The sequence below is a fragment of the Lysinibacillus sp. GJ-1 genome (assembly GCF_021166035.1).
In the GTDB taxonomy this organism is placed as follows: domain Bacteria; phylum Bacillota; class Bacilli; order Bacillales_A; family Planococcaceae; genus Lysinibacillus; species Lysinibacillus sphaericus.
Map to the genome: position 1 here is coordinate 1 of NZ_CP088912.1, position 25,171 is coordinate 25,171.

At 42.1% G+C, this 25,171-nt stretch carries 10 protein-coding genes, 1 tRNA gene and 6 rRNA genes; all 17 read left to right on the forward strand.

Annotated elements, in window-relative coordinates; translation table 11 throughout:
• The 17 genes from dnaA (at position 1) to LO754_RS00085 (ending at position 25,121) form a co-directional block, all read left to right on the forward strand.
• Entirely contained in the window at positions 1-1,350 is a 1,350-nt protein-coding gene (gene dnaA, locus LO754_RS00005; RefSeq protein WP_024364628.1) for a chromosomal replication initiator protein DnaA, read from the forward strand.
• A gap of 168 nt (positions 1,351-1,518) precedes the next feature.
• Positions 1,519-2,655: a DNA polymerase III subunit beta gene (gene dnaN / locus LO754_RS00010; RefSeq protein ID WP_024364627.1), complete on the forward strand. Its 1,137-nt coding sequence runs from the start codon at positions 1,519-1,521 to the stop codon at positions 2,653-2,655.
• Positions 2,656-2,828: 173 nt separating this feature from the next.
• Positions 2,829-3,053: a S4 domain-containing protein YaaA gene (gene yaaA / locus LO754_RS00015; RefSeq protein ID WP_024364626.1), complete on the forward strand. Its 225-nt coding sequence runs from the start codon at positions 2,829-2,831 to the stop codon at positions 3,051-3,053.
• Positions 3,054-3,056: 3 nt separating this feature from the next.
• Positions 3,057-4,172 (forward strand): DNA replication/repair protein RecF, encoded by a 1,116-nt coding sequence (gene recF / locus LO754_RS00020; RefSeq protein WP_024364625.1) that lies wholly within the window; start codon positions 3,057-3,059, stop codon positions 4,170-4,172.
• Positions 4,173-4,263: 91 nt separating this feature from the next.
• Positions 4,264-6,198: a DNA topoisomerase (ATP-hydrolyzing) subunit B gene (gene gyrB, locus LO754_RS00025; protein ID WP_051147787.1), complete on the forward strand. Its 1,935-nt coding sequence runs from the start codon at positions 4,264-4,266 to the stop codon at positions 6,196-6,198.
• 25 nt (positions 6,199-6,223) lie between these two features.
• Positions 6,224-8,692, forward strand: a complete 2,469-nt coding sequence (gene gyrA, locus LO754_RS00030) for a DNA gyrase subunit A (RefSeq protein WP_024364623.1) — start codon at positions 6,224-6,226, stop codon at positions 8,690-8,692.
• 146 nt (positions 8,693-8,838) lie between these two features.
• Positions 8,839-9,927, forward strand: coding sequence for an HD-GYP domain-containing protein (locus tag LO754_RS00035; protein WP_024364622.1), 1,089 nt, complete (start codon positions 8,839-8,841; stop codon positions 9,925-9,927).
• Between the two features lie 318 nt (positions 9,928-10,245).
• A 16S ribosomal RNA gene (locus LO754_RS00040) occupies positions 10,246-11,788 on the forward strand.
• 96 nt (positions 11,789-11,884) lie between these two features.
• Positions 11,885-11,959, forward strand: a tRNA-Ile gene (locus tag LO754_RS00045).
• A gap of 178 nt (positions 11,960-12,137) precedes the next feature.
• Positions 12,138-15,054, forward strand: a 23S ribosomal RNA gene (locus tag LO754_RS00050).
• A gap of 65 nt (positions 15,055-15,119) precedes the next feature.
• Positions 15,120-15,234: ribosomal RNA gene (rrf, locus tag LO754_RS00055) — 5S ribosomal RNA — on the forward strand.
• Between the two features lie 522 nt (positions 15,235-15,756).
• Positions 15,757-16,650 carry a patatin-like phospholipase family protein gene (locus tag LO754_RS00060; RefSeq protein ID WP_024364927.1) on the forward strand — a complete coding sequence of 298 codons (894 nt, stop codon included), beginning with the start codon at positions 15,757-15,759 and terminating at the stop codon, positions 16,648-16,650.
• Between the two features lie 304 nt (positions 16,651-16,954).
• Positions 16,955-18,497: ribosomal RNA gene (locus LO754_RS00065) — 16S ribosomal RNA — on the forward strand.
• Positions 18,498-18,676: 179 nt separating this feature from the next.
• A 23S ribosomal RNA gene (locus LO754_RS00070) occupies positions 18,677-21,600 on the forward strand.
• A 65-nt stretch (positions 21,601-21,665) separates the two neighbouring features.
• Positions 21,666-21,780, forward strand: a 5S ribosomal RNA gene (gene rrf / locus LO754_RS00075).
• The 16S, 23S and 5S rRNA genes sit together here with 1 tRNA gene alongside, the layout of an rRNA operon.
• Before the next feature lie 405 nt (positions 21,781-22,185).
• Positions 22,186-23,649, forward strand: a complete 1,464-nt coding sequence (gene guaB, locus LO754_RS00080) for an IMP dehydrogenase (protein ID WP_024362932.1) — start codon at positions 22,186-22,188, stop codon at positions 23,647-23,649.
• 140 nt (positions 23,650-23,789) lie between these two features.
• The gene (locus tag LO754_RS00085; RefSeq protein ID WP_231785352.1) at positions 23,790-25,121 is read left to right on the forward strand and encodes a D-alanyl-D-alanine carboxypeptidase family protein; all 1,332 of its coding nucleotides are present in this window, start codon (positions 23,790-23,792) and stop codon (positions 25,119-25,121) included.
• The last annotated feature ends 50 nt before the right edge of the window (positions 25,122-25,171 follow it).

A 25,171-nucleotide genomic window follows, 5' to 3' on the forward strand; every position in this document is an offset into this window, starting at 1 on the left:
TTGGAACATTTAGAAGAATTATGGAATAATGTCCTGGCTCAAGTTGAACAAAAAATTTCTAAACCAAGCTTCGAAACGTGGCTAAAGTCTACTAAATTACTTTCTTACAATGGAAGTGGTTCAACCGTGACAATAGCGGCGCCAAATTCGTTTGCTCGAGACTGGCTTGAAAATCATTATATTCATTTGATTACAGGTATATTAACGGAGCTAACAGGCGAAGACTTGCTTATTAAATTTGTTGTTCAAAAAAACCAGGATTCGGACGATTTTGACTTACCAGCGCCGATTATCCAAGCAAAAAATAACGACCATCATGATATTTCACCAGGGATGTTAAATCCGAAATATACATTTGATACGTTTGTTATTGGCTCTGGAAACCGCTTCGCACATGCTGCATCGTTAGCTGTTGCTGAAGCCCCTGCAAAGGCTTATAACCCATTCTTTATATATGGGGGCGTAGGGCTTGGCAAAACGCATTTAATGCACGCAATTGGCCATTATGTGTTAGAACATAATCCAAACGCAAAAGTCGTGTACTTATCATCAGAAAAGTTTACAAATGAATTTATTAACTCTATTCGCGATAATAAAGCACTCGATTTTCGCAACAAATATCGTAATGTAGATGTGCTGCTAATTGATGATATTCAATTCCTTGCTGGAAAAGAATCGACTCAAGAAGAATTTTTCCATACTTTTAACACATTACACGAGGAATCAAAACAAATTGTCATATCAAGTGACCGTCCACCTAAGGAAATACCTACTTTAGAGGATCGCTTACGATCTCGATTTGAGTGGGGGCTAATTACTGATATAGCTCCACCTGATTTAGAAACTCGTATCGCTATTCTACGAAAAAAAGCAAAAGCGGACGGTTTGGATGTACCAAACGAAGTAATGCTCTATATTGCGAACCAGATTGACTCCAATATCCGGGAGCTTGAAGGTGCGCTTATTCGTGTCGTAGCTTACTCTTCGTTAGTGAACAAGGATATTACAGCTACATTAGCCGCTGAAGCATTAAAAGATATCATTCCTAATGCAAAACCTAGAACTGTGACAATTTTAGATATTCAAAACGCAGTAGGAGAGCACTTTAATATTCGTTTAGAAGATTTTTCAGCTAAAAAACGAACTAAGCTAATCGCCTTTCCTCGACAAATTGCGATGTTTTTATCACGCGAATTAACAGATTTCTCGCTGCCGAAAATTGGCGAAGAGTTTGGTGGTCGTGACCATACTACTGTTATCCATGCGCATGAAAAAATATCTTCTTTGTTGAAAAATGACGTTCAACTGCAACAAGATATTAAACAAATTCGTAGCATGCTAGGGAAATAAACTTGTGGACAACTCTAATTTTTAAACACAAACTTATACACAGTCTATCTACATGTGGATAGACTGATTTTATTCACCTAGAAGCACTTATCCACAAATCCACAGGACCTATTACTATATCTTTTTATATTTAATAAATAAATAATATAAATATGTGAGGGAAAACAAATGAAATTTGATATTTTACGTGACCGTTTACTAGAAGGTTTAAATGATGTCATGAAAGCCGTAAGTTCTAAAACAACAATTCCGATATTAACGGGGATTAAAATTGATGTAACAAACGAAGGAATTCGTCTAACTGGTAGTGATGCAGATATTACAATTCAAACATTTATCCCAGTAGAAGAAGATGGACAACAAATTATTCACATTGCGGAAACGGGTTCAATCGTTGTACAAGCACGTATGTTCAATGAAATTGTTCGTAAATTGCCGACAAACGAGGTTGAAATTCAAGTAACGACAGGTTTCCAAACGCATATTCGTTCAGGAAAATCAGAATTCCATTTAATTGGCTCTGATGCTGCTGAATATCCTTTGTTACCTGAATTAACAGAGGATCAAAAATTTACTATTCCTGCAGACTTACTAAAATCAATTATCCGTGAAACAGTATTCGCAGTGGCGACTTCTGAAAGCAGACCCGTGTTGACAGGTGTAAACTGGCAGATTAAAAACGAAACATTAATCTGTGTTGCAACAGATAGCCACCGTTTAGCAAGACGTAAAGTACAGTTAGAAGATTTACCTGAAGTTGAACATAGTGTAGTTATTCCTGGTAAAAGTTTAAATGAGTTAAATAAGGTGTTAGAAGATTCTACAAATCTTGTCCAAATTGTTATTACAAGTCAGCAAGTATTATTTAAAACAGGAGATGTATTATTCTTCTCTCGTTTACTTGAAGGGAACTACCCAGATACATCACGTTTAATTCCAGAAGAATATCAAACAAATGTAACGATTAACGGTAAAGCTTTATTACAAGCAATTGATCGTGCATCACTTGTCGCACGAGGAGATCGTAATAATGTCGTGCGCTTCGAAATATTAGATAGTCAAGCGGTTGAAGTTTCATCGAATTCTCCAGAGATAGGTAAAGTACAAGAAGAAATACCTGTGGAAGCATTAGAAGGGGATAACTTAAAAATTTCCTTTAGCGCTAAATACATGATGGAAGCATTGAAAGCAATTGATGGTCAAGATGTGGTTATTCAATTTACTGGTGCGATGAGACCATTTATTTTACGCTCTGTTCATGATGATGCAATTCTGCAACTAATTTTACCAGTTCGCACATATTAATCATCTAATTTCTATTAGTTGTATTATATAGAATAAATTGGATTTTAAGTTATGTTCACTTGCTTTGATAAACTTTGGGATAGTCGCTCGTTGCGGCTATCTTTTTTTACTTATGAAGCATTTTTAGGTATGATAGAGAGATAGACATTCTGTATTTGGAGGGTAACACAGCTATGAAAGACATTGAAATCGATGTAGAGTTTGTCACGTTAGGGCAACTTTTAAAAATGACTGATGCGATTAGCTCAGGCGGTATGGCAAAATGGTTTTTACACGAAAATGATGTTTACGTAAATGGCGAGGTAGATGATCGCCGTGGTCGCAAATTACGTAACGGAGATGTTGTAAATATTCCTGGATGTGGCCGGTTCCGAATTGTTGGGCCCACTGGACAATAAATTATGCATATTGAGCAGTTAAAACTTACAAATTACCGCAACTATGATGCGTTAACGTTAAAATTCTCTCCAAAAATAAATGTATTTATTGGTGAAAATGCCCAAGGAAAAACAAATGTGATGGAATCCATCTACGTATTAGCGATGGCTAAATCACATCGCACGACGAACGATAAAGAATTGATACGTTGGGATTCAGACTATGGTAAAATAGAAGGGGCCGTTCAAAAAAGGCACGGTATTTTACCAATAGAGCTTACCATTACGAAAAAGGGCAAAAAGGGTAAAATTAATCATATTGAACAAAGTCGTCTTAGTCATTATATTGGTCAAATGAATGTGGTTATGTTTGCGCCAGAAGATTTAAATGTTGTTAAAGGGAGCCCGCAAATACGACGACGTTTTATTGATATGGAGATTGGGCAAATTTCGCCCGTCTACTTACATGATTTATTAACCTTTCAAAAGATTTTAAAACAACGCAATCATTATTTGAAAATGAATCAGGGTAAGATAATGACAAACGACGTGATGTATGATGTTTATAATGAGCAGTATATTCACGCAGCTACCCAAATTATTCGAAAAAGATTTCAATTTATGGATTTATTACAAGAGTGGGCAGAGCCGATTCATGCAGGAATTTCACAAGGTAAGGAAACTTTAATGATTAAATACCGCACTGTAGCAGGTATTGATAAAGGACAGACTGCTAGTGAAATGGAAGATCTCTTACTGAAAAAGTTAGTAGAGGCAAAGAATCGTGAATTTGAGCGTGGTGTCACGATGGTTGGACCACATCGAGATGATTTACAATTTTTAGTGAATGGCTATGATGTGCAAACATATGGCTCACAAGGGCAACAACGAACAACTGCTCTGTCATTAAAGCTCGCCGAAATTGAGTTAATTAAACAAGAAACAAATGAAACACCCATTCTACTTTTAGACGATGTATTGTCGGAACTCGATGATTATCGCCAATCGCATTTATTAAATACCATTCAAGGTGAAGTCCAAACCTTTGTAACGACTACAAGTGTTGATGGAATTCATCATGAGACGATGGAACATGCTCAGCTGTTCCACGTGAAACAAGGTGCGATTGAAGAAAGTTAGCCAGGGAGTTTTTTAGATTATAAAAGAATGGTAATAGTCAGCTCGGTTGACTGTTCATTCATTTACACACAATGATGTTATGAAGGAGTAGATGGAAGCCGTGGCTATAGAAAACGAAGGTTTACAAGATCAAGCGTATGAAGCCGATCAAATACAGGTATTAGAAGGTTTAGAAGCGGTTCGAAAAAGACCGGGGATGTATATCGGTTCAACAAGCTCTAAAGGACTTCACCATTTAGTATGGGAAATTGTTGATAATAGTATAGATGAAGCACTTGCAGGTTTTTGTACTGATATCTCAGTTACGATTGAAAAAGACAATTGGATTCGTGTAGAAGATAATGGTCGAGGAATTCCTGTCAGTATTCAAGAAAAGATGGGTAAACCAGCTGTCGAAGTCATTATGACAGTGCTCCATGCCGGTGGTAAATTCGGCGGTGGGGGCTATAAAGTATCAGGCGGTCTTCATGGTGTAGGGGCATCAGTAGTAAATGCTTTGTCAGTTGAGACAATTGTTCAAGTTCATCGCGAGGGACAAATCCACGAAATAAAATTTGAACGTGGTCAAACAACACAGGCATTAACTGTTATTGGTGAAACCGATCATAACGGAACAACTACTCGTTTCAAAGCAGATCCTGAAATTTTCAAAGAAACAACAGAATATGAATTCGATATTTTAGCACATCGTATTCGCGAATTAGCCTATTTGAATCGTGGTATTCGAATTACAATTGCAGATGAGCGTGAAGATGAGATACGTTCCACTACATATCATTATGAAGGTGGTATTCGTTCTTATGTAGAGCACTTGAACAAGTCTAAAGAGCCTATCCATGAGCCAATTGATGTTCTTGGCGAAAAGGACGGTATTTCTATTGAAATCGCCATGCAATATAATGCTGGTTTTTCATCGAATATTTTCTCGTTCGCAAATAACATCAATACGTATGAAGGTGGTACACATGAGTCAGGCTTTAAAACAGCACTTACGCGTGTTATCAATGATTACGCGCGTAAAAATGGCTTATTAAAAGAAGCTGATACGAACCTTACAGGTGAAGATGTTCGCGAAGGGTTAACGGCTATTATATCTATTAAGCACCCTGATCCTCAATTTGAGGGACAAACGAAAACAAAGCTTGGTAACTCCGAAGTAAGCCAAATTACGAATGCGTTATTTTCAGATGGTTTTGAACGTTTCATGTTAGAAAATCCAACTGTAGCGCGAAAAATTATCGATAAAGGTTTAATGGCAGCTCGGGCACGTGTGGCAGCCAAAAAGGCACGCGAATTTACACGCCGCAAATCAGCGCTTGAAGTATCAAGCTTACCGGGTAAACTTGCTGACTGTTCTTCTACAAACCCAGCTGAATGTGAAATTTACATTGTAGAGGGTGACTCTGCCGGTGGTTCGGCGAAATCTGGACGTGACCGTCACTTCCAAGCAATTTTACCTTTACGTGGTAAAATTTTAAACGTGGAAAAAGCACGATTAGATAAAATATTATCCAATGCTGAAATTCGAGCAATGATTACAGCCTTCGGTACTGGTATTGGGGAAGAATTTAATTTAGAAAAAGCGCGTTATCATAAAATTATTATAATGACCGATGCCGATGTAGATGGAGCACATATCCGTACATTATTGTTAACATTCTTCTTCCGTTTCTTACGACCTTTAGTAGATGCTGGTTATATTTATATTGCACAGCCACCACTTTATCAAGTGAAGCAAGGGAAGCATGTTGAATATTGCTATGATGATATTGCGCTACAAGAGATTTTAGAGCGACTGCCAAACATGCCTAAGCCTGTAGTTCAACGCTACAAAGGTCTTGGTGAAATGAATGCGGAGCAACTGTGGGATACAACAATGGATCCAGAGCACCGCACATTATTACAAGTGGAATTAGATGATGCAATTAAAGCGAACGAAGCATTCGAACGCTTAATGGGCGATGAAGTAGAACCTCGTCGTCAATTTATCGAAGAAAATGCGGTATACGCTAATTTAGATATTTAATTTTTCTTGAGGGGAGGTCTACACTTTGTCAGAACAAGAACGCTCCGGTGTTAAAGGAGTTAATATAACAGAAGAAATCGAAACATCCTTCCTCGATTATGCAATGAGTGTAATCGTTTCGCGTGCATTACCAGATGTACGCGATGGATTAAAGCCAGTTCATCGTCGTATTTTATACGGCATGCAAGAGTTAGGAAATACAGCAGATAAAGCGTACAAAAAATCAGCACGTATCGTTGGGGATGTAATGGGTAAGTACCATCCACATGGTGACTCTTCAATTTACGATGCCATGGTACGTATGGCACAAGATTTTAGTTATCGTTACATGCTTGTTGATGGTCACGGAAACTTTGGTTCTGTTGATGGCGACGGAGCAGCTGCGATGCGTTATACAGAATCGCGTATGTCTCGTATTGCAATGGAAATGCTTCGAGATATTAATAAAAACACAATTGACTATACTGATAACTATGATGGCTCTGAAAAAGAACCGGTCGTTTTACCAAGTCGCTATCCAAACTTATTAGTAAATGGAGCGGCAGGAATTGCGGTTGGTATGGCAACAAACATTCCTCCGCATAATCTAGGGGAAACGATTGATGGAGTGTTAGCACTATCTGAAAATCCTGCAATTACTACGGAAGAATTGATGGAAATTATTCCAGGACCGGATTTCCCAACTGGTGGATTGATTTTAGGACGCAGTGGTATTCGCCGTGCCTATGAAACAGGCCGTGGTTCCATTATTATTCGAGCTAAAGTAGAAATCGAACAAAAGTCAAACGGTAAAGAAACAATTCTTATTCATGAATTACCTTACCAAGTAAATAAGGCAAAATTAATTGAAAAGATTGCTGAGCTAGTTCGCGATAAAAAAATCGATGGCATTACCAATCTACGAGATGAATCTGACCGCCGTGGTATGCGTGTAGTTATTGAAATACGAAAAGATGCCAATGCAAATGTCGTGTTAAATAATCTTTATAAGCAAACAGCGATGCAATCAAGCTTTGGTGTTAATATGCTGTCTTTAGTAAATGGACAGCCAAAAGTAATGGGCATTAAAGAGATGCTGTATCATTATTTAGAGCATCAAAAAGTCATCATTCGCCGCCGTACTGAATTCGATTTAAAGAAAGCAGAAGACCGTGCTCATATTTTAGAGGGCTTACGAATTGCCCTAGATCATATTGATGAAATTATTGCGATTATCCGCGGTTCTCGTAGTGGTGAGGAAGCTAAACCGCAATTAATGGAACGGTTTAATTTATCTGAACGTCAAGCCCAAGCAATTTTAGATATGCGTTTAGTACGTTTAAGTGGCTTAGAACGAGAAAAAATTGAAGCAGAATATCAAGAGTTACAAGTGCTAATTGCTGAATTAAAAGCAATCTTAGCCGATGAAGCTAAAATTGTTGAGATTATTCGCACTGAAATATTAGAACTGAAAGAGCGCTTCAATGATGCCCGTCGTACAGAGATTACATCTGGCGGTATGGAAATGATTGAGGATGAGGATTTAATTCCTGTAGAAAATTCAGTTGTTACGTTAACGCATAATGGCTATATTAAGCGCTTAGCTGCCAATACATATCGCAGTCAAAAGCGCGGTGGTCGTGGTGTACAAGGAATGGGAACTAATGAGGATGACTTCGTCGAGCACCTTATGAATACATCTACGCACGATACTATATTATTCTTCACGTCTAAGGGGAAAGTATTCCGTGCTAAAGGTTACGAAATTCCAGAGTACGGTCGCACGGCGAAAGGTTTACCAATCGTTAACTTACTGAATATCGATAAAGGTGAGAAAGTTACGGCAATGATTCGTGTTGATTCATTTGACAAGGATGCTTACTTTATCTTTACAACGAAAACAGGTATTTCAAAACGTACACCTGTATCTCAATTTGCAAATATCCGTACGAATGGCTTAATTGCTATTAGTTTACGAGAAGATGATGATTTAATTGCTGTTCGTTTAACGGATGGTATGAAGCAAGTGATTATCGGAACGCGTGACGGTATGCTTGTTCGTTTCCAAGAGGATGATATTCGTTCAATGGGACGTACAGCAGGTGGGGTACGTGGTATTAAGCTACGAGAAGGCGATGAAGTAGTTGGTATGGAAATCGTGGAACCTGGACAAGAAATTTTAGTCGTTACCGAAAAAGGCTATGGTAAGCGTACAACTGAAGAGGAGTATCGTTTACAAAGTCGTGGTGGCGTTGGTTTAAAAACAATTCAAATTACCGATAAAAATGGTCCTATGGTGGCTGTTAAAACTGTTGATGGTTCTGAAGATTTAATGCTTATTACAATCAACGGAATGCTGATACGTATGGATGTCAATGATATTTCATTAATTGGTCGTAGTACTCAAGGTGTTCGTTTAATTCGTTTAGGGGATGACGAACTTGTTGCAACTGTTGCAAAAGTTGAAAAAGAAGACGAAGAGGCCACTGATGAAAATGAGGAAATAGAAGAATAAAAAATAACCGATGAAGACAGCGTTTGTTGCTGCTCATCGGTTTTTATTATATATCGTGAAAAATAAGTAATAATTTAGAAATTCGTGATAATATATAAATAGACCTTAGTTCAAGTAAGTGAAATAGTAAAGAGGTGTTTAATTTCGTGGAAACGGTACATGTCCCAATTTCAGAATTACGTATTGGAAAAGTTATTTCTGAAGATATTTTTGCTAATACACAATATCCAATAATTTTTAAAGATACAGTAGTATCACATGAGCATTTACAAGTTTTTAGCGCATTTAATATTTCAAGAGCTCCTGTATACAAAGATAATTTAAAAGAAGTTTCAGTAGAGACTGAAAAAGAAATAGATTTTGCTTTCCAACCAGAAGCTGTTCCAACGTTTAAAAGAGTTTATAGTAATTCTGTTGAACAATTTAAGAAAGAGTTTAAAAATTGGGAAGCTGGTGCGAAGGTAGATATTACAAAAGCACGTTCGATCATTTTGCCATTATTGGATATGGTCTTAGAAGATCGTACAATTATTTTTAACTTAAACGAATATTCGAATCCAAAAGATTATTTATACCACCATTGTGTAGGAACAGCACTGATTTCTTCTGTAATCGCTCAAAAATTAGGTTACGATAAAGGGTTAACTATTCAAATTGCAATTGGCGGTCTACTAGCAGATTGCGGTATGGCTAAAATTCACCCACGTATTCGAGATAAAAAAACTACATTAACTGAACAAGAATTTTCAGAGATTCATAAACATCCTATATATAGTTATAACATGGTAAAGGATTTAACAATCTTAAAAGATACAATTAAAGAAGCCATTTTCCAGCATCATGAGCGCTTAAACGGAAGCGGATATCCTAAAGGTGAGAAAATCGCAAACATATCGGTTTTTGCGCAGATTATTGCAGTTGCCGATGTTTTTCATGCTATGACATGTGAGCGTGTTTATCGCTCCAAACAATCCTCATTTAAAGTAATAGAAATGATTAATGAGTCTGAGTTTGGAAAATTTGATATTAAAGTAGTAAGAGCGTTGATTGACTTAGTGGCAGACTTACCAATTGGAACAATTATTGAACTTTCTAATCTAGAACGTGGTGAAGTAATGTTCGTTAATAGATATGCACCTACACGTCCTATTATTAAATTAAGTATTACAGGTGAAATTTTTGATTTAGGAAAAAATCGTACGTTTTATATTTCACGAATAATTACAAATGAATAGAGTAAATAAAGAACTAATAAGGCAGTCATAAAAGAGTTGTGATTGCCTTATTACTCCGTTGTTCTATTAGAGTAAATGCATGTAATGAAAAACTATTTTAATTTTTTTAGATAAAGTGTTGACATAGTTTATGAATCTTGATATTATAAATGAGTCGCCAAGAGGTGACGCACTAAACGAAACAAAATGAACCTTGAAAACTGAACAAGCAAAACGTAATCAATATAGTTTTTACTAGCTAACTTCGTTAGTGAACGAAACAAAATTTTGGACATCAAAATTGATGCCAGCAAAACAATTTGAGCTAATCAAATTTCTTTTATGGAGAGTTTGATCCTGGCTCAGGACGAACGCTGGCGGCGTGCCTAATACATGCAAGTCGAGCGAACAGAGAAGGAGCTTGCTCCTTTGACGTTAGCGGCGGACGGGTGAGTAACACGTGGGCAACCTACCCTATAGTTTGGGATAACTCCGGGAAACCGGGGCTAATACCAAATAATCTATTGTCCCTCATGGGACAATACTGAAAGACGGTCTCGGCTGTCGCTATAGGATGGCCGCGGCGCATTAGCTAGTTGGTGAGGTAACGGCTCACCAAGGCAACGATGCGTAGCCGACCTGAGAGGGTGATCCCACACTGGGACTGAGACACTACCAGACTCCTACGGGAGGCAGCAGTAGGGAATCTTCCACAATGGGCGAAAGCCTGATGGAGCAACGCCGCGTGAGTGAAGAAGGATTTCGGTTCGTAAAACTCTGTTGTAAGGGAAGAACAAGTACAGTAGTAACTGGCTGTACCTTGACGGTACCTTATTAGAAAGCCACGGCTAACTACGTGCCAGCAGCCGCGGTAATACGTAGGTGGCAAGCGTTGTCCGGAATTATTGGGCGTAAAGCGCGCGCAGGTGGTTTCTTAAGTCTGATGTGAAAGCCCACGGCTCAACCGTGGAGGGTCATTGGAAACTGGGAGACTTGAGTGCAGAAGAGGATAGTGGAATTCCAAGTGTAGCGGTGAAATGCGTAGAGATTTGGAGGAACACCAGTGGCGAAGGCGACTATCTGGTCTGTAACTGACACTGAGGCGCGAAAGCGTGGGGAGCAAACAGGATTAGATACCCTGGTAGTCCACGCCGTAAACGATGAGTGCTAAGTGTTAGGGGTTTCCGCCCCTTAGTGCTGCAGCTAACGCATTAAGCACTCCGCCTGGGGAGTACGGTCGCAAGACTGAAACTCAAAGGAATTGACGGGTACCGCACAAGCGGTGGAGCATGTGGTTTAATTCGAAGCAACGCGAAGAACCTTACCAGGTCTTGACATCCCGTTGACCACTGTAGAGATATGGTTTTCCCTTCGGGGACAACGGTGACAGGTGGTGCATGGTTGTCGTCAGCTCGTGTCGTGAGATGTTGGGTTAAGTCCCGCAACGAGCGCAACCCTTGATCTTAGTTGCCATCATTTAGTTGGGCACTTTAAGGTGACTGCCGGTGACAAACCGGAGGAAGGTGGGGATGACGTCAAATCATCATGCCCCTTATGACCTGGGCTACACACGTGCTACAATGGACGATACAAACGGTTGCCAACTCGCGAGAGGGAGCTAATCCGATAAAGTCGTTCTCAGTTCGGATTGTAGGCTGCAACTCGCCTACATGAAGCCGGAATCGCTAGTAATCGCGGATCAGCATGCCGCGGTGAATACGTTCCCGGCTTGTACACACCGCCCGTCACACCACGAGAGTTTGTAACACCCGAAGTCGGTGAGGTAACCTTTTGGAGCCAGCCGCCGAAGGTGGGATAGATGATTGGGGTGAAGTCGTAACAAGGTAGCCGTATCGGAAGGTGCGGCTGGATCACCTCCTTTCTAAGGATATTTTCGGAATACAAACCTTGGGTTTGTAAGATTACGTTTTGCGTTCAGTTTTGAAGGTTTATAACTAACTTTATAAAACTTCCAAGAGGCCTATAGCTCAGCTGGTTAGAGCGCACGCCTGATAAGCGTGAGGTCGATGGTTCGAGTCCATTTAGGCCACCATATATAACCTCTTGTATTAGCTCAGCTGGGAGAGCGCCTGCCTTGCACGCAGGAGGTCAGCGGTTCGATCCCGCTAGGCTCCACCAAATTTTATTTGTTCTTTGAAAACTGGATAAAACGACATTGAAATTGTAACAAACACATTTATTTTTTAAGTTTTTTATAGGCTTAATAACTAGGTTAAGTTATTAAGGGCGCACGGCGAATGCCTTGGCACTAGGAGCCGAAGAAGGACGGCACTAACACCGATATGCTTCGGGGAGCTGTAAGTGAGCTTTGATCCGGAGATTTCCGAATGGGGGAACCCACTACGTTTAATCGCGTAGTATCTTGACGTGAATACATAGCGTCTTGAAGGCAGACCCAGGGAACTGAAACATCTAAGTACCTGGAGGAAGAGAAAGAAAAATCGATTCCCTGAGTAGCGGCGAGCGAAACGGGAAGAGCCCAAACCAAGAGGCTTGCCTCTTGGGGTTGTAGGACACTCTATACGGAGTTACAAAGGAATGAGTTAGATGAAGCGACTTGGAAAGGTCCGCCAGAGCAGGTAAAAGCCCTGTAGTCGAAAGTTCGTTCCCTCCAGAGTGGATCCTGAGTACGGCGGAACACGTGAAATTCCGTCGGAATCCGGGAGGACCATCTCCCAAGGCTAAATACTACCTAGTGACCGATAGTGAACCAGTACCGTGAGGGAAAGGTGAAAAGCACCCCGGAAGGGGAGTGAAAGAGATCCTGAAACCGTGTGCCTACAAGTAGTTAGAGCCCGTTAATGGGTGATAGCGTGCCTTTTGTAGAATGAACCGGCGAGTTACGATTACGTGCGAGGTTAAGCTTTAGAAGGCGGAGCCGCAGCGAAAGCGAGTCTGAATAGGGCGAATTAGTACGTGGTCGTAGACCCGAAACCAGGTGATCTACCCATGTCCAGGGTGAAGGTGAGGTAACACTTACTGGAGGCCGAACCCACGCACGTTGAAAAGTGCGGGGATGAGGTGTGGGTAGCGGAGAAATTCCAATCGAACTTGGAGATAGCTGGTTCTCTCCGAAATAGCTTTAGGGCTAGCCTCGTGATGAGAATACTGGAGGTAGAGCACTGTTTGGACTAGGGGTATCCCGGTTTACCGAATTCAGACAAACTCCGAATGCCAGATATTTATACACGGGAGTCAGACTGCGAGTGATAAGATCCGTAGTCAAAAGGGAAACAGCCCAGACCACCAGCTAAGGTCCCAAAGTAATCGTTAAGTGGAAAAGGATGTGGCGTTGCACAGACAACCAGGATGTTGGCTTAGAAGCAGCCATCATTTAAAGAGTGCGTAATAGCTCACTGGTCGAGTGACGCTGCGCCGAAAATGTATCGGGGCTAAACGATTCACCGAAGCTGTGGATTGACATCTACGATGTCAGTGGTAGGAGAGCGTTCTAAGTGCGTTGAAGTCAGACCGGAAGGACTGGTGGAGCGCTTAGAAGTGAGAATGCCGGTATGAGTAGCGAAAGACGGGTGAGAATCCCGTCCACCGTATGACTAAGGTTTCCTGAGGAAGGCTCGTCCGCTCAGGGTTAGTCGGGACCTAAGCCGAGGCCGATAGGCGTAGGCGATGGACAACAGGTTGATATTCCTGTACCACCTCCTCACCGTTTGAGAAATGGGGGACGCAGTAGGATAGGGTAAGCGCGCCGTTGGTTGTGCGCGTCCAAGCAGTAAGGCGTGTGTGTAGGCAAATCCGCACACTGTAACGTTGAGCTGTGATGGCGAGTCCGTATGGACGAAGTTCCTGATTTCACACTGCCAAGAAAAGCCTCTATCGAGGTGAGAGGTGCCCGTACCGCAAACCGACACAGGTAGTCGAGGAGAGAATCCTAAGGTGTGCGAGAGAACTCTCGTTAAGGAACTCGGCAAAATGACCCCGTAACTTCGGGAGAAGGGGTGCTCTTGAGCGTGCAAGCGCATGAGAGCCGCAGTGAATAGGCAGGCGACTGTTTAGCAAAAACACAGGTCTCTGCAAAACCGTAAGGTGACGTATAGGGGCTGACGCCTGCCCGGTGCTGGAAGGTTAAGAGGAGTGGTTAGCGCAAGCGAAGCTGCGAATTGAAGCCCCAGTAAACGGCGTAACTATAACGGTCCTAAGGTAGCGAAATTCCTTGTCGGGTAAGTTCCGACCCGCACGAAAGGCGTAACGATCTGGGCACTGTCTCAACGAGAGACTCGGTGAAATTATAGTACCTGTGAAGATGCAGGTTACCCGCGACAGGACGGAAAGACCCCGTGGAGCTTTACTGTAGCCTGATATTGAATTTTGGTACAACTTGTACAGGATAGGTAGGAGCCAGAGATCTCGGAGCGCCAGCTTCGAAGGAGGCGTCGGTGGGATACTACCCTGGTTGTATTGAAATTCTAACCCATGCCCCTTAGCGGGGCAGGAGACAGTGTCAGGCGGACAGTTTGACTGGGGCGGTCGCCTCCTAAAAGGTAACGGAGGCGCCCAAAGGTTCCCTCAGAATGGTTGGAAATCATTCGTAGAGTGTAAAGGCACAAGGGAGCTTGACTGCGAGACCTACAAGTCGAGCAGGGTCGAAAGACGGGCTTAGTGATCCGGTGGTTCCGCATGGAAGTACCATCGCTCAACGGATAAAAGCTACCCCGGGGATAACAGGCTTATCTCCCCAAGAGTCCACATCGACGGGGAGGTTTGGCACCTCGATGTCGGCTCATCGCATCCTGGGGCTGTAGTCGGTCCCAAGGGTTGGGCTGTTCGCCCATTAAAGCGGTACGCGAGCTGGGTTCAGAACGTCGTGAGACAGTTCGGTCCCTATCCGTCGTGGGCGTAGGAAATTTGAGAGGAGCTGTCCTTAGTACGAGAGGACCGGGATGGACACACCGCTGGTGTACCAGTTGTCTTGCCAAAGGCATCGCTGGGTAGCTATGTGTGGACGGGATAAGTGCTGAAAGCATCTAAGCATGAAGCCCCCCTCAAGATGAGATTTCCCATTACGCAAGTAAGTAAGATCCCTCAAAGACGATGAGGTAGATAGGTTCGAGGTGGAAGTGTGGTGACACATGGAGCTGACGAATACTAATCGATCGAGGACTTAACCAAAAGTTTGAAACATTCAATGAACCGTTTATCCAGTTTTGAAAGAACAATCTTTCAATTAAATACTGTCTAGTGATGATGGCAAAGAGGTCACACCCGTTCCCATACCGAACACGGAAGTTAAGCTCTTTAGCGCCGATGGTAGTTGGGGGCTTCCCCTGTGAGAGTAGGACGTCGCTAGGCACACAAAGCAGTCAGCATATTGCTGGCTGTTTTTTTTATTTTGAGCAATTACGAGAATCTATTATTTTTATAGGTTCTCGTTATTTTTTTAAAATGGAAAATCATAATTCATTATCAAGCATTTTAAATTTTAACAAAGTATCAATAGAAGAAGAATTAGAAAGTGTAGATGCTGGCAATATACTATTTTTGCAATTTTAAAGCCCGTTAAGGGCATTCTAGTGACTGTATGGCATGTTTTAATTATGAAACAAATAAGTTACTTAAGATGGGCTTGAAAGCTGGAGGTTTGAATATTCTATATGAGAACATTAATAGAATACATGCAGATATTGAAGTATTACTTATTTATTTAGGATTGAGATTTATGCTGGCAGGCGTTCTATTTTTTATTATGTATTTTTAATGATTACGTAAACAATCTAATAAGCCCGTTAGTTCGACAAAATTCATTTTTTAAAGTTCTAATCACTTTGATAATTTTCTATAATATAACGATTACTTAAAAAAGGAGAGGGAATTTTGTGGATTGATGGGGTTTTTTCTGGTGGAGGATTGAAAGGCTTTGCTTTGGTTGGAGCGTATCAAGTATTAGAAGCTGAAAATTTTCATTTTAAACGAGTTGCAGGAACAAGTGCTGGAGCAATTTTAGCTGCTTTTATTGCTGCTGGTTATAGTGGAAAGGAAATTGAATGTATACTTGAAGAGTTAGATGTACCTTCATTATTAGATCCTCGAAAAACATTTCTACCATTCCCGTTTATGAAATGGATAAATGTTTATAACCATTTAGGTTTGTATAAAGGGAAAGCATTAGAAAAATGGTTTTTTCAAAAATTAGCGGATAAGGGGGTTTATACTTTTTCGGATTTACCTAAAGGTTCATTAAAATTAGTAGCATCCGATTTATCGAATGGAAGAATTATTGTTTTACCAGATGATTTACACAAATATCAAATTGATGCCAATAATTTTTCTGTTGCTTGTGCATTACGTATGAGTTGTGGCATTCCATTCTTTTTTGAACCAGTCACATTGAAAACAGGAAGGGGGGAATCAGTCATTGTTGATGGAGGCGTACTAAGTAATTTCCCTTTATGGATATTTGATGACAAAGAAGGGCGTAAAAAGCGACCTGTACTTGGTCTTAAACTAAGTAGAAGTAGTGAAGAACAATGCCCACAAGAGATAAAGAATGGCTTGAATTTATTTGAAGCGTTATTTGCTACTATGAAAGGGGCTCATGATGAAAGATATATTTCAAGAAGACACGAAAGGGATATTGTTTTTATTCCAGTAGATGATTATAGTGCTACCCAATTTGATTTAAATGAAGAGACAAAGGAAACGTTGTTAGAGATAGGTAGAAACCGTACTATTCAATTTTTAAAAACTTGGCCGAGGTTTAGAATATAGTTTTTTTTAAAAAAATAATAAAACCAGTTGACGTTTCAAAAACTAGATGTTATTATATAAAAGTTGCTGTTACAACATGTAACTAAAAAAATAAAAACAAAAAAATGTTTGACATTATTTTAGAAACATGTTATTATATAAAAGTTAACTCTTTTAAAAACAGTTAGCGCAAATGAACCTTGAAAACTGAACAAGCAAAACGTAATCAATATAGTTTTTACTAGCTAACTTTGTTAGTGAACGAAACAAAATTTTGGACATCAAAATTGATGCCAGCAAAACAATTTGAGCTAATCAAATTTCTTTTATGGAGAGTTTGATCCTGGCTCAGGACGAACGCTGGCGGCGTGCCTAATACATGCAAGTCGAGCGAACAGAGAAGGAGCTTGCTCCTTTGACGTTAGCGGCGGACGGGTGAGTAACACGTGGGCAACCTACCCTATAGTTTGGGATAACTCCGGGAAACCGGGGCTAATACCGAATAATCTCTTGTCCCTCATGGGACAATACTGAAAGACGGTTTCGGCTGTCGCTATAGGATGGCCGCGGCGCATTAGCTAGTTGGTGAGGTAACGGCTCACCAAGGCAACGATGCGTAGCCGACCTGAGAGGGTGATCGGTACACTGGGACTGAGACACGGCCAGACTCCTACGGGAGGCAGCAGTAGGGAATCTTCCACAATGGGCGAAAGCCTGATGGAGCAACGCCGCGTGAGTGAAGAAGGATTTCGGTTCGTAAAACTCTGTTGTAAGGGAAGAACAAGTACAGTAGTAACTGGCTGTACCTTGACGGTACCTTATTAGAAAGCCACGGCTAACTACGTGCCAGCAGCCGCGGTAATACGTAGGTGGCAAGCGTTGTCCGGAATTATTGGGCGTAAAGCGCGCGCAGGTGGTTTCTTAAGTCTGATGTGAAAGCCCACGGCTCAACCGTGGAGGGTCATTGGAAACTGGGAGACTTGAGTGCAGAAGAGGATAGTGGAATTCCAAGTGTAGCGGTGAAATGCGTAGAGATTTGGAGGAACACCAGTGGCGAAGGCGACTATCTGGTCTGTAACTGACACTGAGGCGCGAAAGCGTGGGGAGCAAACAGGATTAGATACCCTGGTAGTCCACGCCGTAAACGATGAGTGCTAAGTGTTAGGGGTTTCCGCCCCTTAGTGCTGCAGCTAACGCATTAAGCACTCCGCCTGGGGAGTACGGTCGCAAGACTGAAACTCAAAGGAATTGACGGGTACCACAAGCGGTGGAGCATGTGGTTTAATTCGAAGCAACGCGAAGAACCTTACCAGGTCTTGACATCCCGTTGACCACTGTAGAGATATGGTTTTCCCTTCGGGGACAACGGTGACAGGTGGTGCATGGTTGTCGTCAGCTCGTGTCGTGAGATGTTGGGTTAAGTCCCGCAACGAGCGCAACCCTTGATCTTAGTTGCCATCATTTAGTTGGGCACTCTAAGGTGACTGCCGGTGACAAACCGGAGGAAGGTGGGGATGACGTCAAATCATCATGCCCCTTATGACCTGGGCTACACACGTGCTACAATGGACGATACAAACGGTTGCCAACTCGCGAGAGGGAGCTAATCCGATAAAGTCGTTCTCAGTTCGGATTGTAGGCTGCAACTCGCCTACATGAAGCCGGAATCGCTAGTAATCGCGGATCAGCATGCCGCGGTGAATACGTTCCCGGCCTTGTACACACCGCCCGTCACACCACGAGAGTTTGTAACACCCGAAGTCGGTGAGGTAACCTTTTGGAGCCAGCCGCCGAAGGTGGGATAGATGATTGGGGTGAAGTCGTAACAAGGTAGCCGTATCGGAAGGTGCGGCTGGATCACCTCCTTTCTAAGGATATTTTCGGAATACAAACCTTGGGTTTGTAAGATTACGTTTTGCGTTCAGTTTTGAAGGTTCATCATTACGATGAAATACTTCAAAACTTGTTCTTTGAAAACTGGATAAAACGACATTGAAATTGTAACAAACACATTTATTTTTTAAGTTTTTTATAGGCTTAATAACTAGGTTAAGTTATTAAGGGCGCACGGCGAATGCCTTGGCACTAGGAGCCGAAGAAGGACGGCACTAACACCGATATGCTTCGGGGAGCTGTAAGTGAGCTTTGATCCGGAGATTTCCGAATGGGGGAACCCACTACGTTTAATCGCGTAGTATCTTGACGTGAATACATAGCGTCTTGAAGGCAGACCCAGGGAACTGAAACATCTAAGTACCTGGAGGAAGAGAAAGAAAAATCGATTCCCTGAGTAGCGGCGAGCGAAACGGGAAGAGCCCAAACCAAGAGGCTTGCCTCTTGGGGTTGTAGGACACTCTATACGGAGTTACAAAGGAATGAGTTAGATGAAGCGACTTGGAAAGGTCCGCCAGAGCAGGTAAAAGCCCTGTAGTCGAAAGTTCGTTCCCTCCAGAGTGGATCCTGAGTACGGCGGAACACGTGAAATTCCGTCGGAATCCGGGAGGACCATCTCCCAAGGCTAAATACTACCTAGTGACCGATAGTGAACCAGTACCGTGAGGGAAAGGTGAAAAGCACCCCGGAAGGGGAGTGAAAGAGATCCTGAAACCGTGTGCCTACAAGTAGTTAGAGCCCGTTAATGGGTGATAGCGTGCCTTTTGTAGAATGAACCGGCGAGTTACGATTACGTGCGAGGTTAAGCTTTAGAAGGCGGAGCCGCAGCGAAAGCGAGTCTGAATAGGGCGAATTAGTACGTGGTCGTAGACCCGAAACCAGGTGATCTACCCATGTCCAGGGTGAAGGTGAGGTAACACTTACTGGAGGCCGAACCCACGCACGTTGAAAAGTGCGGGGATGAGGTGTGGGTAGCGGAGAAATTCCAATCGAACTTGGAGATAGCTGGTTCTCTCCGAAATAGCTTTAGGGCTAGCCTCGTGATGAGAATACTGGAGGTAGAGCACTGTTTGGACTAGGGGTATCATCCCGGTTTACCGAATTCAGACAAACTCCGAATGCCAGATATTTATACACGGGAGTCAGACTGCGAGTGATAAGATCCGTAGTCAAAAGGGAAACAGCCCAGACCACCAGCTAAGGTCCCAAAGTAATCGTTAAGTGGAAAAGGATGTGGCGTTGCACAGACAACCAGGATGTTGGCTTAGAAGCAGCCATCATTTAAAGAGTGCGTAATAGCTCACTGGTCGAGTGACGCTGCGCCGAAAATGTATCGGGGCTAAACGATTCACCGAAGCTGTGGATTGACATCTACGATGTCAGTGGTAGGAGAGCGTTCTAAGTGCGTTGAAGTCAGACCGGAAGGACTGGTGGAGCGCTTAGAAGTGAGAATGCCGGTATGAGTAGCGAAAGACGGGTGAGAATCCCGTCCACCGTATGACTAAGGTTTCCTGAGGAAGGCTCGTCCGCTCAGGGTTAGTCGGGACCTAAGCCGAGGTAGATAGGCGTAGGCGATGGACAACAGGTTGATATTCCTGTACCACCTCCTCACCGTTTGAGAAATGGGGGACGCAGTAGGATAGGGTAAGCGCGCCGTTGGTTGTGCGCGTCCAAGCAGTAAGGCGTGTGTGTAGGCAAATCCGCACACTGTAACGTTGAGCTGTGATGGCGAGTCCGTATGGACGAAGTTCCTGATTTCACACTGCCAAGAAAAGCCTCTATCGAGGTGAGAGGTGCCCGTACCGCAAACCGACACAGGTAGTCGAGGAGAGAATCCTAAGGTGTGCGAGAGAACTCTCGTTAAGGAACTCGGCAAAATGACCCCGTAACTTCGGGAGAAGGGGTGCTCTTGAGCGTGCAAGCGCATGAGAGCCGCAGTGAATAGGCCCAGGCGACTGTTTAGCAAAAACACAGGTCTCTGCAAAACCGTAAGGTGACGTATAGGGGCTGACGCCTGCCCGGTGCTGGAAGGTTAAGAGGAGTGGTTAGCGCAAGCGAAGCTGCGAATTGAAGCCCCAGTAAACGGCGGCCGTAACTATAACGGTCCTAAGGTAGCGAAATTCCTTGTCGGGTAAGTTCCGACCCGCACGAAAGGCGTAACGATCTGGGCACTGTCTCAACGAGAGACTCGGTGAAATTATAGTACCTGTGAAGATGCAGGTTACCCGCGACAGGACGGAAAGACCCCGTGGAGCTTTACTGTAGCCTGATATTGAATTTTGGTACAACTTGTACAGGATAGGTAGGAGCCAGAGATCTCGGAGCGCCAGCTTCGAAGGAGGCGTCGGTGGGATACTACCCTGGTTGTATTGAAATTCTAACCCATGCCCCTTAGCGGGGCAGGAGACAGTGTCAGGCGGACAGTTTGACTGGGGCGGTCGCCTCCTAAAAGGTAACGGAGGCGCCCAAAGGTTCCCTCAGAATGGTTGGAAATCATTCGTAGAGTGTAAAGGCACAAGGGAGCTTGACTGCGAGACCTACAAGTCGAGCAGGGTCGAAAGACGGGCTTAGTGATCCGGTGGTTCCGCATGGAAGGCCATCGCTCAACGGATAAAAGCTACCCCGGGGATAACAGGCTTATCTCCCCAAGAGTCCACATCGACGGGGAGGTTTGGCACCTCGATGTCGGCTCATCGCATCCTGGGGCTGTAGTCGGTCCCAAGGGTTGGGCTGTTCGCCCATTAAAGCGGTACGCGAGCTGGGTTCAGAACGTCGTGAGACAGTTCGGTCCCTATCCGTCGTGGGCGTAGGAAATTTGAGAGGAGCTGTCCTTAGTACGAGAGGACCGGGATGGACACACCGCTGGTGTACCAGTTGTCTTGCCAAAGGCATCGCTGGGTAGCTATGTGTGGACGGGATAAGTGCTGAAAGCATCTAAGCATGAAGCCCCCTCAAGATGAGATTTCCCATTACGCAAGTAAGTAAGATCCCTCAAAGACGATGAGGTAGATAGGTTCGAGGTGGAAGTGTGGTGACACATGGAGCTGACGAATACTAATCGATCGAGGACTTAACCAAAAGTTTGAAACATTCAATGAACCGTTTATCCAGTTTTGAAAGAACAATCTTTCAATTAAATACTGTCTAGTGATGATGGCAAAGAGGTCACACCCGTTCCCATACCGAACACGGAAGTTAAGCTCTTTAGCGCCGATGGTAGTTGGGGGCTTCCCCTGTGAGAGTAGGACGTCGCTAGGCACACAAAGCAGTCAGCATATTGCTGGCTGTTTTTTGTCTATTTTTAGCTTTCGAAAACGATTTCAATAAAATTGTAAGCGTTCTTATGAGTCCATTAGTGCTATTATTTTTTCAAATTGTGTGAAAAAATAAGTGAAAATAATTATGCTAACTATTAATTCTATCAATAATGTTTGGATGTTTAATTTTTTCTTGGTAGCTGATTGTTTAACAGAAAAATATTTTAAAAAGAGATATTTCAGCATTAAATATAGAAAAATGGTTTTAAAAATGAATAATTAGGTATAAGTTTGGACAAACTAAAAAATCTGAATTGTCTTTCTTTTATAAGTTTCTTGACAGTAGCATGACACGTTGTTAATCTTACAATTAATATTCTTTTAACTATAGGAGGAAGTTACGAAAATGTGGGAATCTAAATTTGCCAAAGAAGGTTTAACTTTTGATGATGTATTATTAGTACCAGCTCATTCAGAAGTACTACCGAAAGATGTTGATTTATCAGTTCAACTTACACCAAAGATTAAATTAAATATTCCAATGGTCAGTGCAGGTATGGATACAGTTACAGAATCTAAGATGGCTATTGCTATGGCACGTCAAGGTGGTATCGGTATTATCCATAAAAATATGGGCATAGATGAGCAAGCGGAACAAGTTGAAAAAGTAAAACGTTCTGAAAATGGTGTTATTACAAACCCATTCTTCTTAACTCCGACTCACCAAGTTTTTGATGCTGAACATTTAATGGGTAAATACCGAATTTCAGGTGTACCAATTGTGGATAGTATGGAAAACCAAAAGCTAGTAGGAATTATTACAAATCGTGATTTACGTTTTATTTCTGACTACTCTTTAAAAATTGAAGATGTAATGACAAAAGAAGATTTGATTACGGCTCCTGTTGGAACGACTTTAGAGGATGCGGAAAAAATTCTTCAACAATATAAAATCGAAAAACTTCCTATTGTAGATGAAGAAGGTAAGTTAACTGGTTTAATTACAATTAAGGATATCGAAAAAGTAATTGAGTTCCCGAATGCTGCAAAAGATGTACATGGTCGTTTATTAGTAGGAGCAGCTGTAGGTGTATCTAAAGATACAATGATTCGCATTGAGAAGCTTGTTGAAGCACAGGTGGATATCGTAGTAATCGATACAGCTCACGGTCACTCAGAGGGTGTACTACAAACAATTCGCTCTATCCGCGAAGCATACCCAGAATTAGAAATTATTGCTGGTAACGTGGCAACTGGAGAGGGAGCGCGTGCATTATTTGAAGCTGGTGCAGATGTAGTGAAGGTTGGTATTGGACCAGGATCAATTTGTACAACACGAGTTGTTGCAGGTGTAGGTGTACCTCAAATTACAGCCATTTATGATTGTGCTACAGTAGCGCGTGAATTAGGTAAAACAATTATTGCCGATGGTGGTATTAAATACTCTGGAGACATCGTAAAAGCTCTTGCAGCAGGCGGTAATATCGTAATGCTTGGCTCACTTCTTGCAGGTACTTCTGAATCTCCAGGAGATACTGAAATTTTCCAAGGTCGTCGCTTCAAAGTTTACCGTGGTATGGGATCTATTGGCGCAATGGAAAAAGGTTCAAAAGATCGCTATTTCCAAGAAGATGCAAAAAAACTAGTACCAGAGGGAATTGAAGGTCGACTTCCTTATAAAGGTCCTCTAGCAGATACAGTTTATCAATTGATTGGTGGTATTCGAGCAGGTATGGGTTATTGTGGTGCGCCTAACCTTGAATATTTACGTGACAACGCTCAGTTTGTCCGCATGACAGGTGCAGGTCTTCGTGAATCACACCCGCATGATGTTCAAATTACAAAAGAATCACCGAACTATTCAATGTAATATATTTCAAGCAACTTTTATGCTCTCGTATCGTCTACAAAGATGATACGAGGGCATTTTTTATGAGATAGATTGCGCACCTACTAGGATATCTATGTTAAAATGTCGAGGACAAGATTATTTTTTGGAGGGCAATAAAGGTGAAAAAAACAACGAACACCGTATTACGTTTGCTCCTAATTCCTGTTCTATTATTTAGTATATTTGCAGGTGTTCCTGCAAAAGCAAATGCAGAAACAGATTTAGGGCTGACGGTTGATGCTGCGATTTTAATAGACGCAGATTCAGGAAAAATTTTATATGAACAAAATGCAGATACTTCACTAGGTATCGCTAGTATGACGAAGATGATGACGGAGTACCTACTACTGGACGCAATTGATGCAGGTACGGTGAAATGGGATCAGGAATATCATGTGACGGATTATACGTATCGTATGTCTCAAAACCGTGCATTAAGTAATGTACCGTTACGAAGAGACGGATCATATACAATTCGTGAGCTATATGAAGCAATGGCTATCTACTCTGCTAATGCAGCTACAGTGGCAATTGCAGAAACAATTGCTGGTACTGAAACTGAGTTTTTAAAATTAATGAACAAAAAGGCAGAAGAGCTTGTCCTTGAAGGCTATAAGTTTGTAAATGCTTCAGGTCTTAACAATGCTGATTTATTTGGTATGCACCCAGCAGGTACTGGTCCAGAAGATGAGAATGTAATGCCTGCTAAATCTGTAGCAAAATTAGCCTATCATTTATTAAAAGATCATCCAAAGGTTTTAGAGACATCTAAAATAACAAAAAAGATATTCCGTGAAGGAACAGATGACGCGATTGAAATGTCAAACTGGAACTTTATGTTACCAGGTCTAGTATTCCAATATGAAGGCGTAGATGGCCTAAAAACAGGTACTACTAACTTTGCAGGGCATTGCTTCACTGGTACTGCAGAACGCAATGGGACACGCTTAATCGCAGTCGTAATGAAAGCTGTCGATGCAAAAGGAGAAGGCTCTTATAAAGCACGTTTTGATGCTACGGCTAAGTTATTTAATTATGGCTTCACACAATTTACAAAACATGAAATTATTCCAGCAAACTATAAGTTTAAAGACCAAAAGACTGTGAAAGTAACTAAAGGGCAAGAAGACAAAGTAGCCATTGCTGTGAAAGAACCAATTTCATTTATGGTGAAATCTTCTGAAAAGGATTTATATCAACCTAAATTAGTTTTAGATAAAAAAAGCCTTGAAGCTAAAGTTAAGAAAGATACAGTAGTAGGGAAGGTCGTTATAGAGCGCACAGAAGGCAAAGATTACGGCTTTATTGATGGTAAGGAGTTTACATCTGATGTCGTGACAACAGCGTCTGTAGAACGTGCTAGCGGTATTTCTCTATTCTTCCAAGGTATCGGTAACTTCTTCGGAAACTTATGGGGCGGCATTACTGATTTTGTTGGTGGATTATTTTAAAAACTAACTAGTAAGAACACGTTTATGTTTGAAAAAACATAGCGTGTTCT

Excerpts from the sequence above, each read along its gene's own strand:
- gyrB (WP_051147787.1), top strand. The coding sequence starts at position 4,264 with ATGGAAGCCGTGGCTATAGAAAACGAAGGTTTACAAGATCAAGCGTAT.
- dnaN (WP_024364627.1), top strand. The coding sequence starts at position 1,519 with ATGAAATTTGATATTTTACGTGACCGTTTACTAGAAGGTTTAAATGAT.
- guaB (WP_024362932.1), top strand. The coding sequence starts at position 22,186 with ATGTGGGAATCTAAATTTGCCAAAGAAGGTTTAACTTTTGATGATGTA.
- recF (WP_024364625.1), top strand. The coding sequence starts at position 3,057 with ATGCATATTGAGCAGTTAAAACTTACAAATTACCGCAACTATGATGCG.
- yaaA (WP_024364626.1), top strand. The coding sequence starts at position 2,829 with ATGAAAGACATTGAAATCGATGTAGAGTTTGTCACGTTAGGGCAACTT.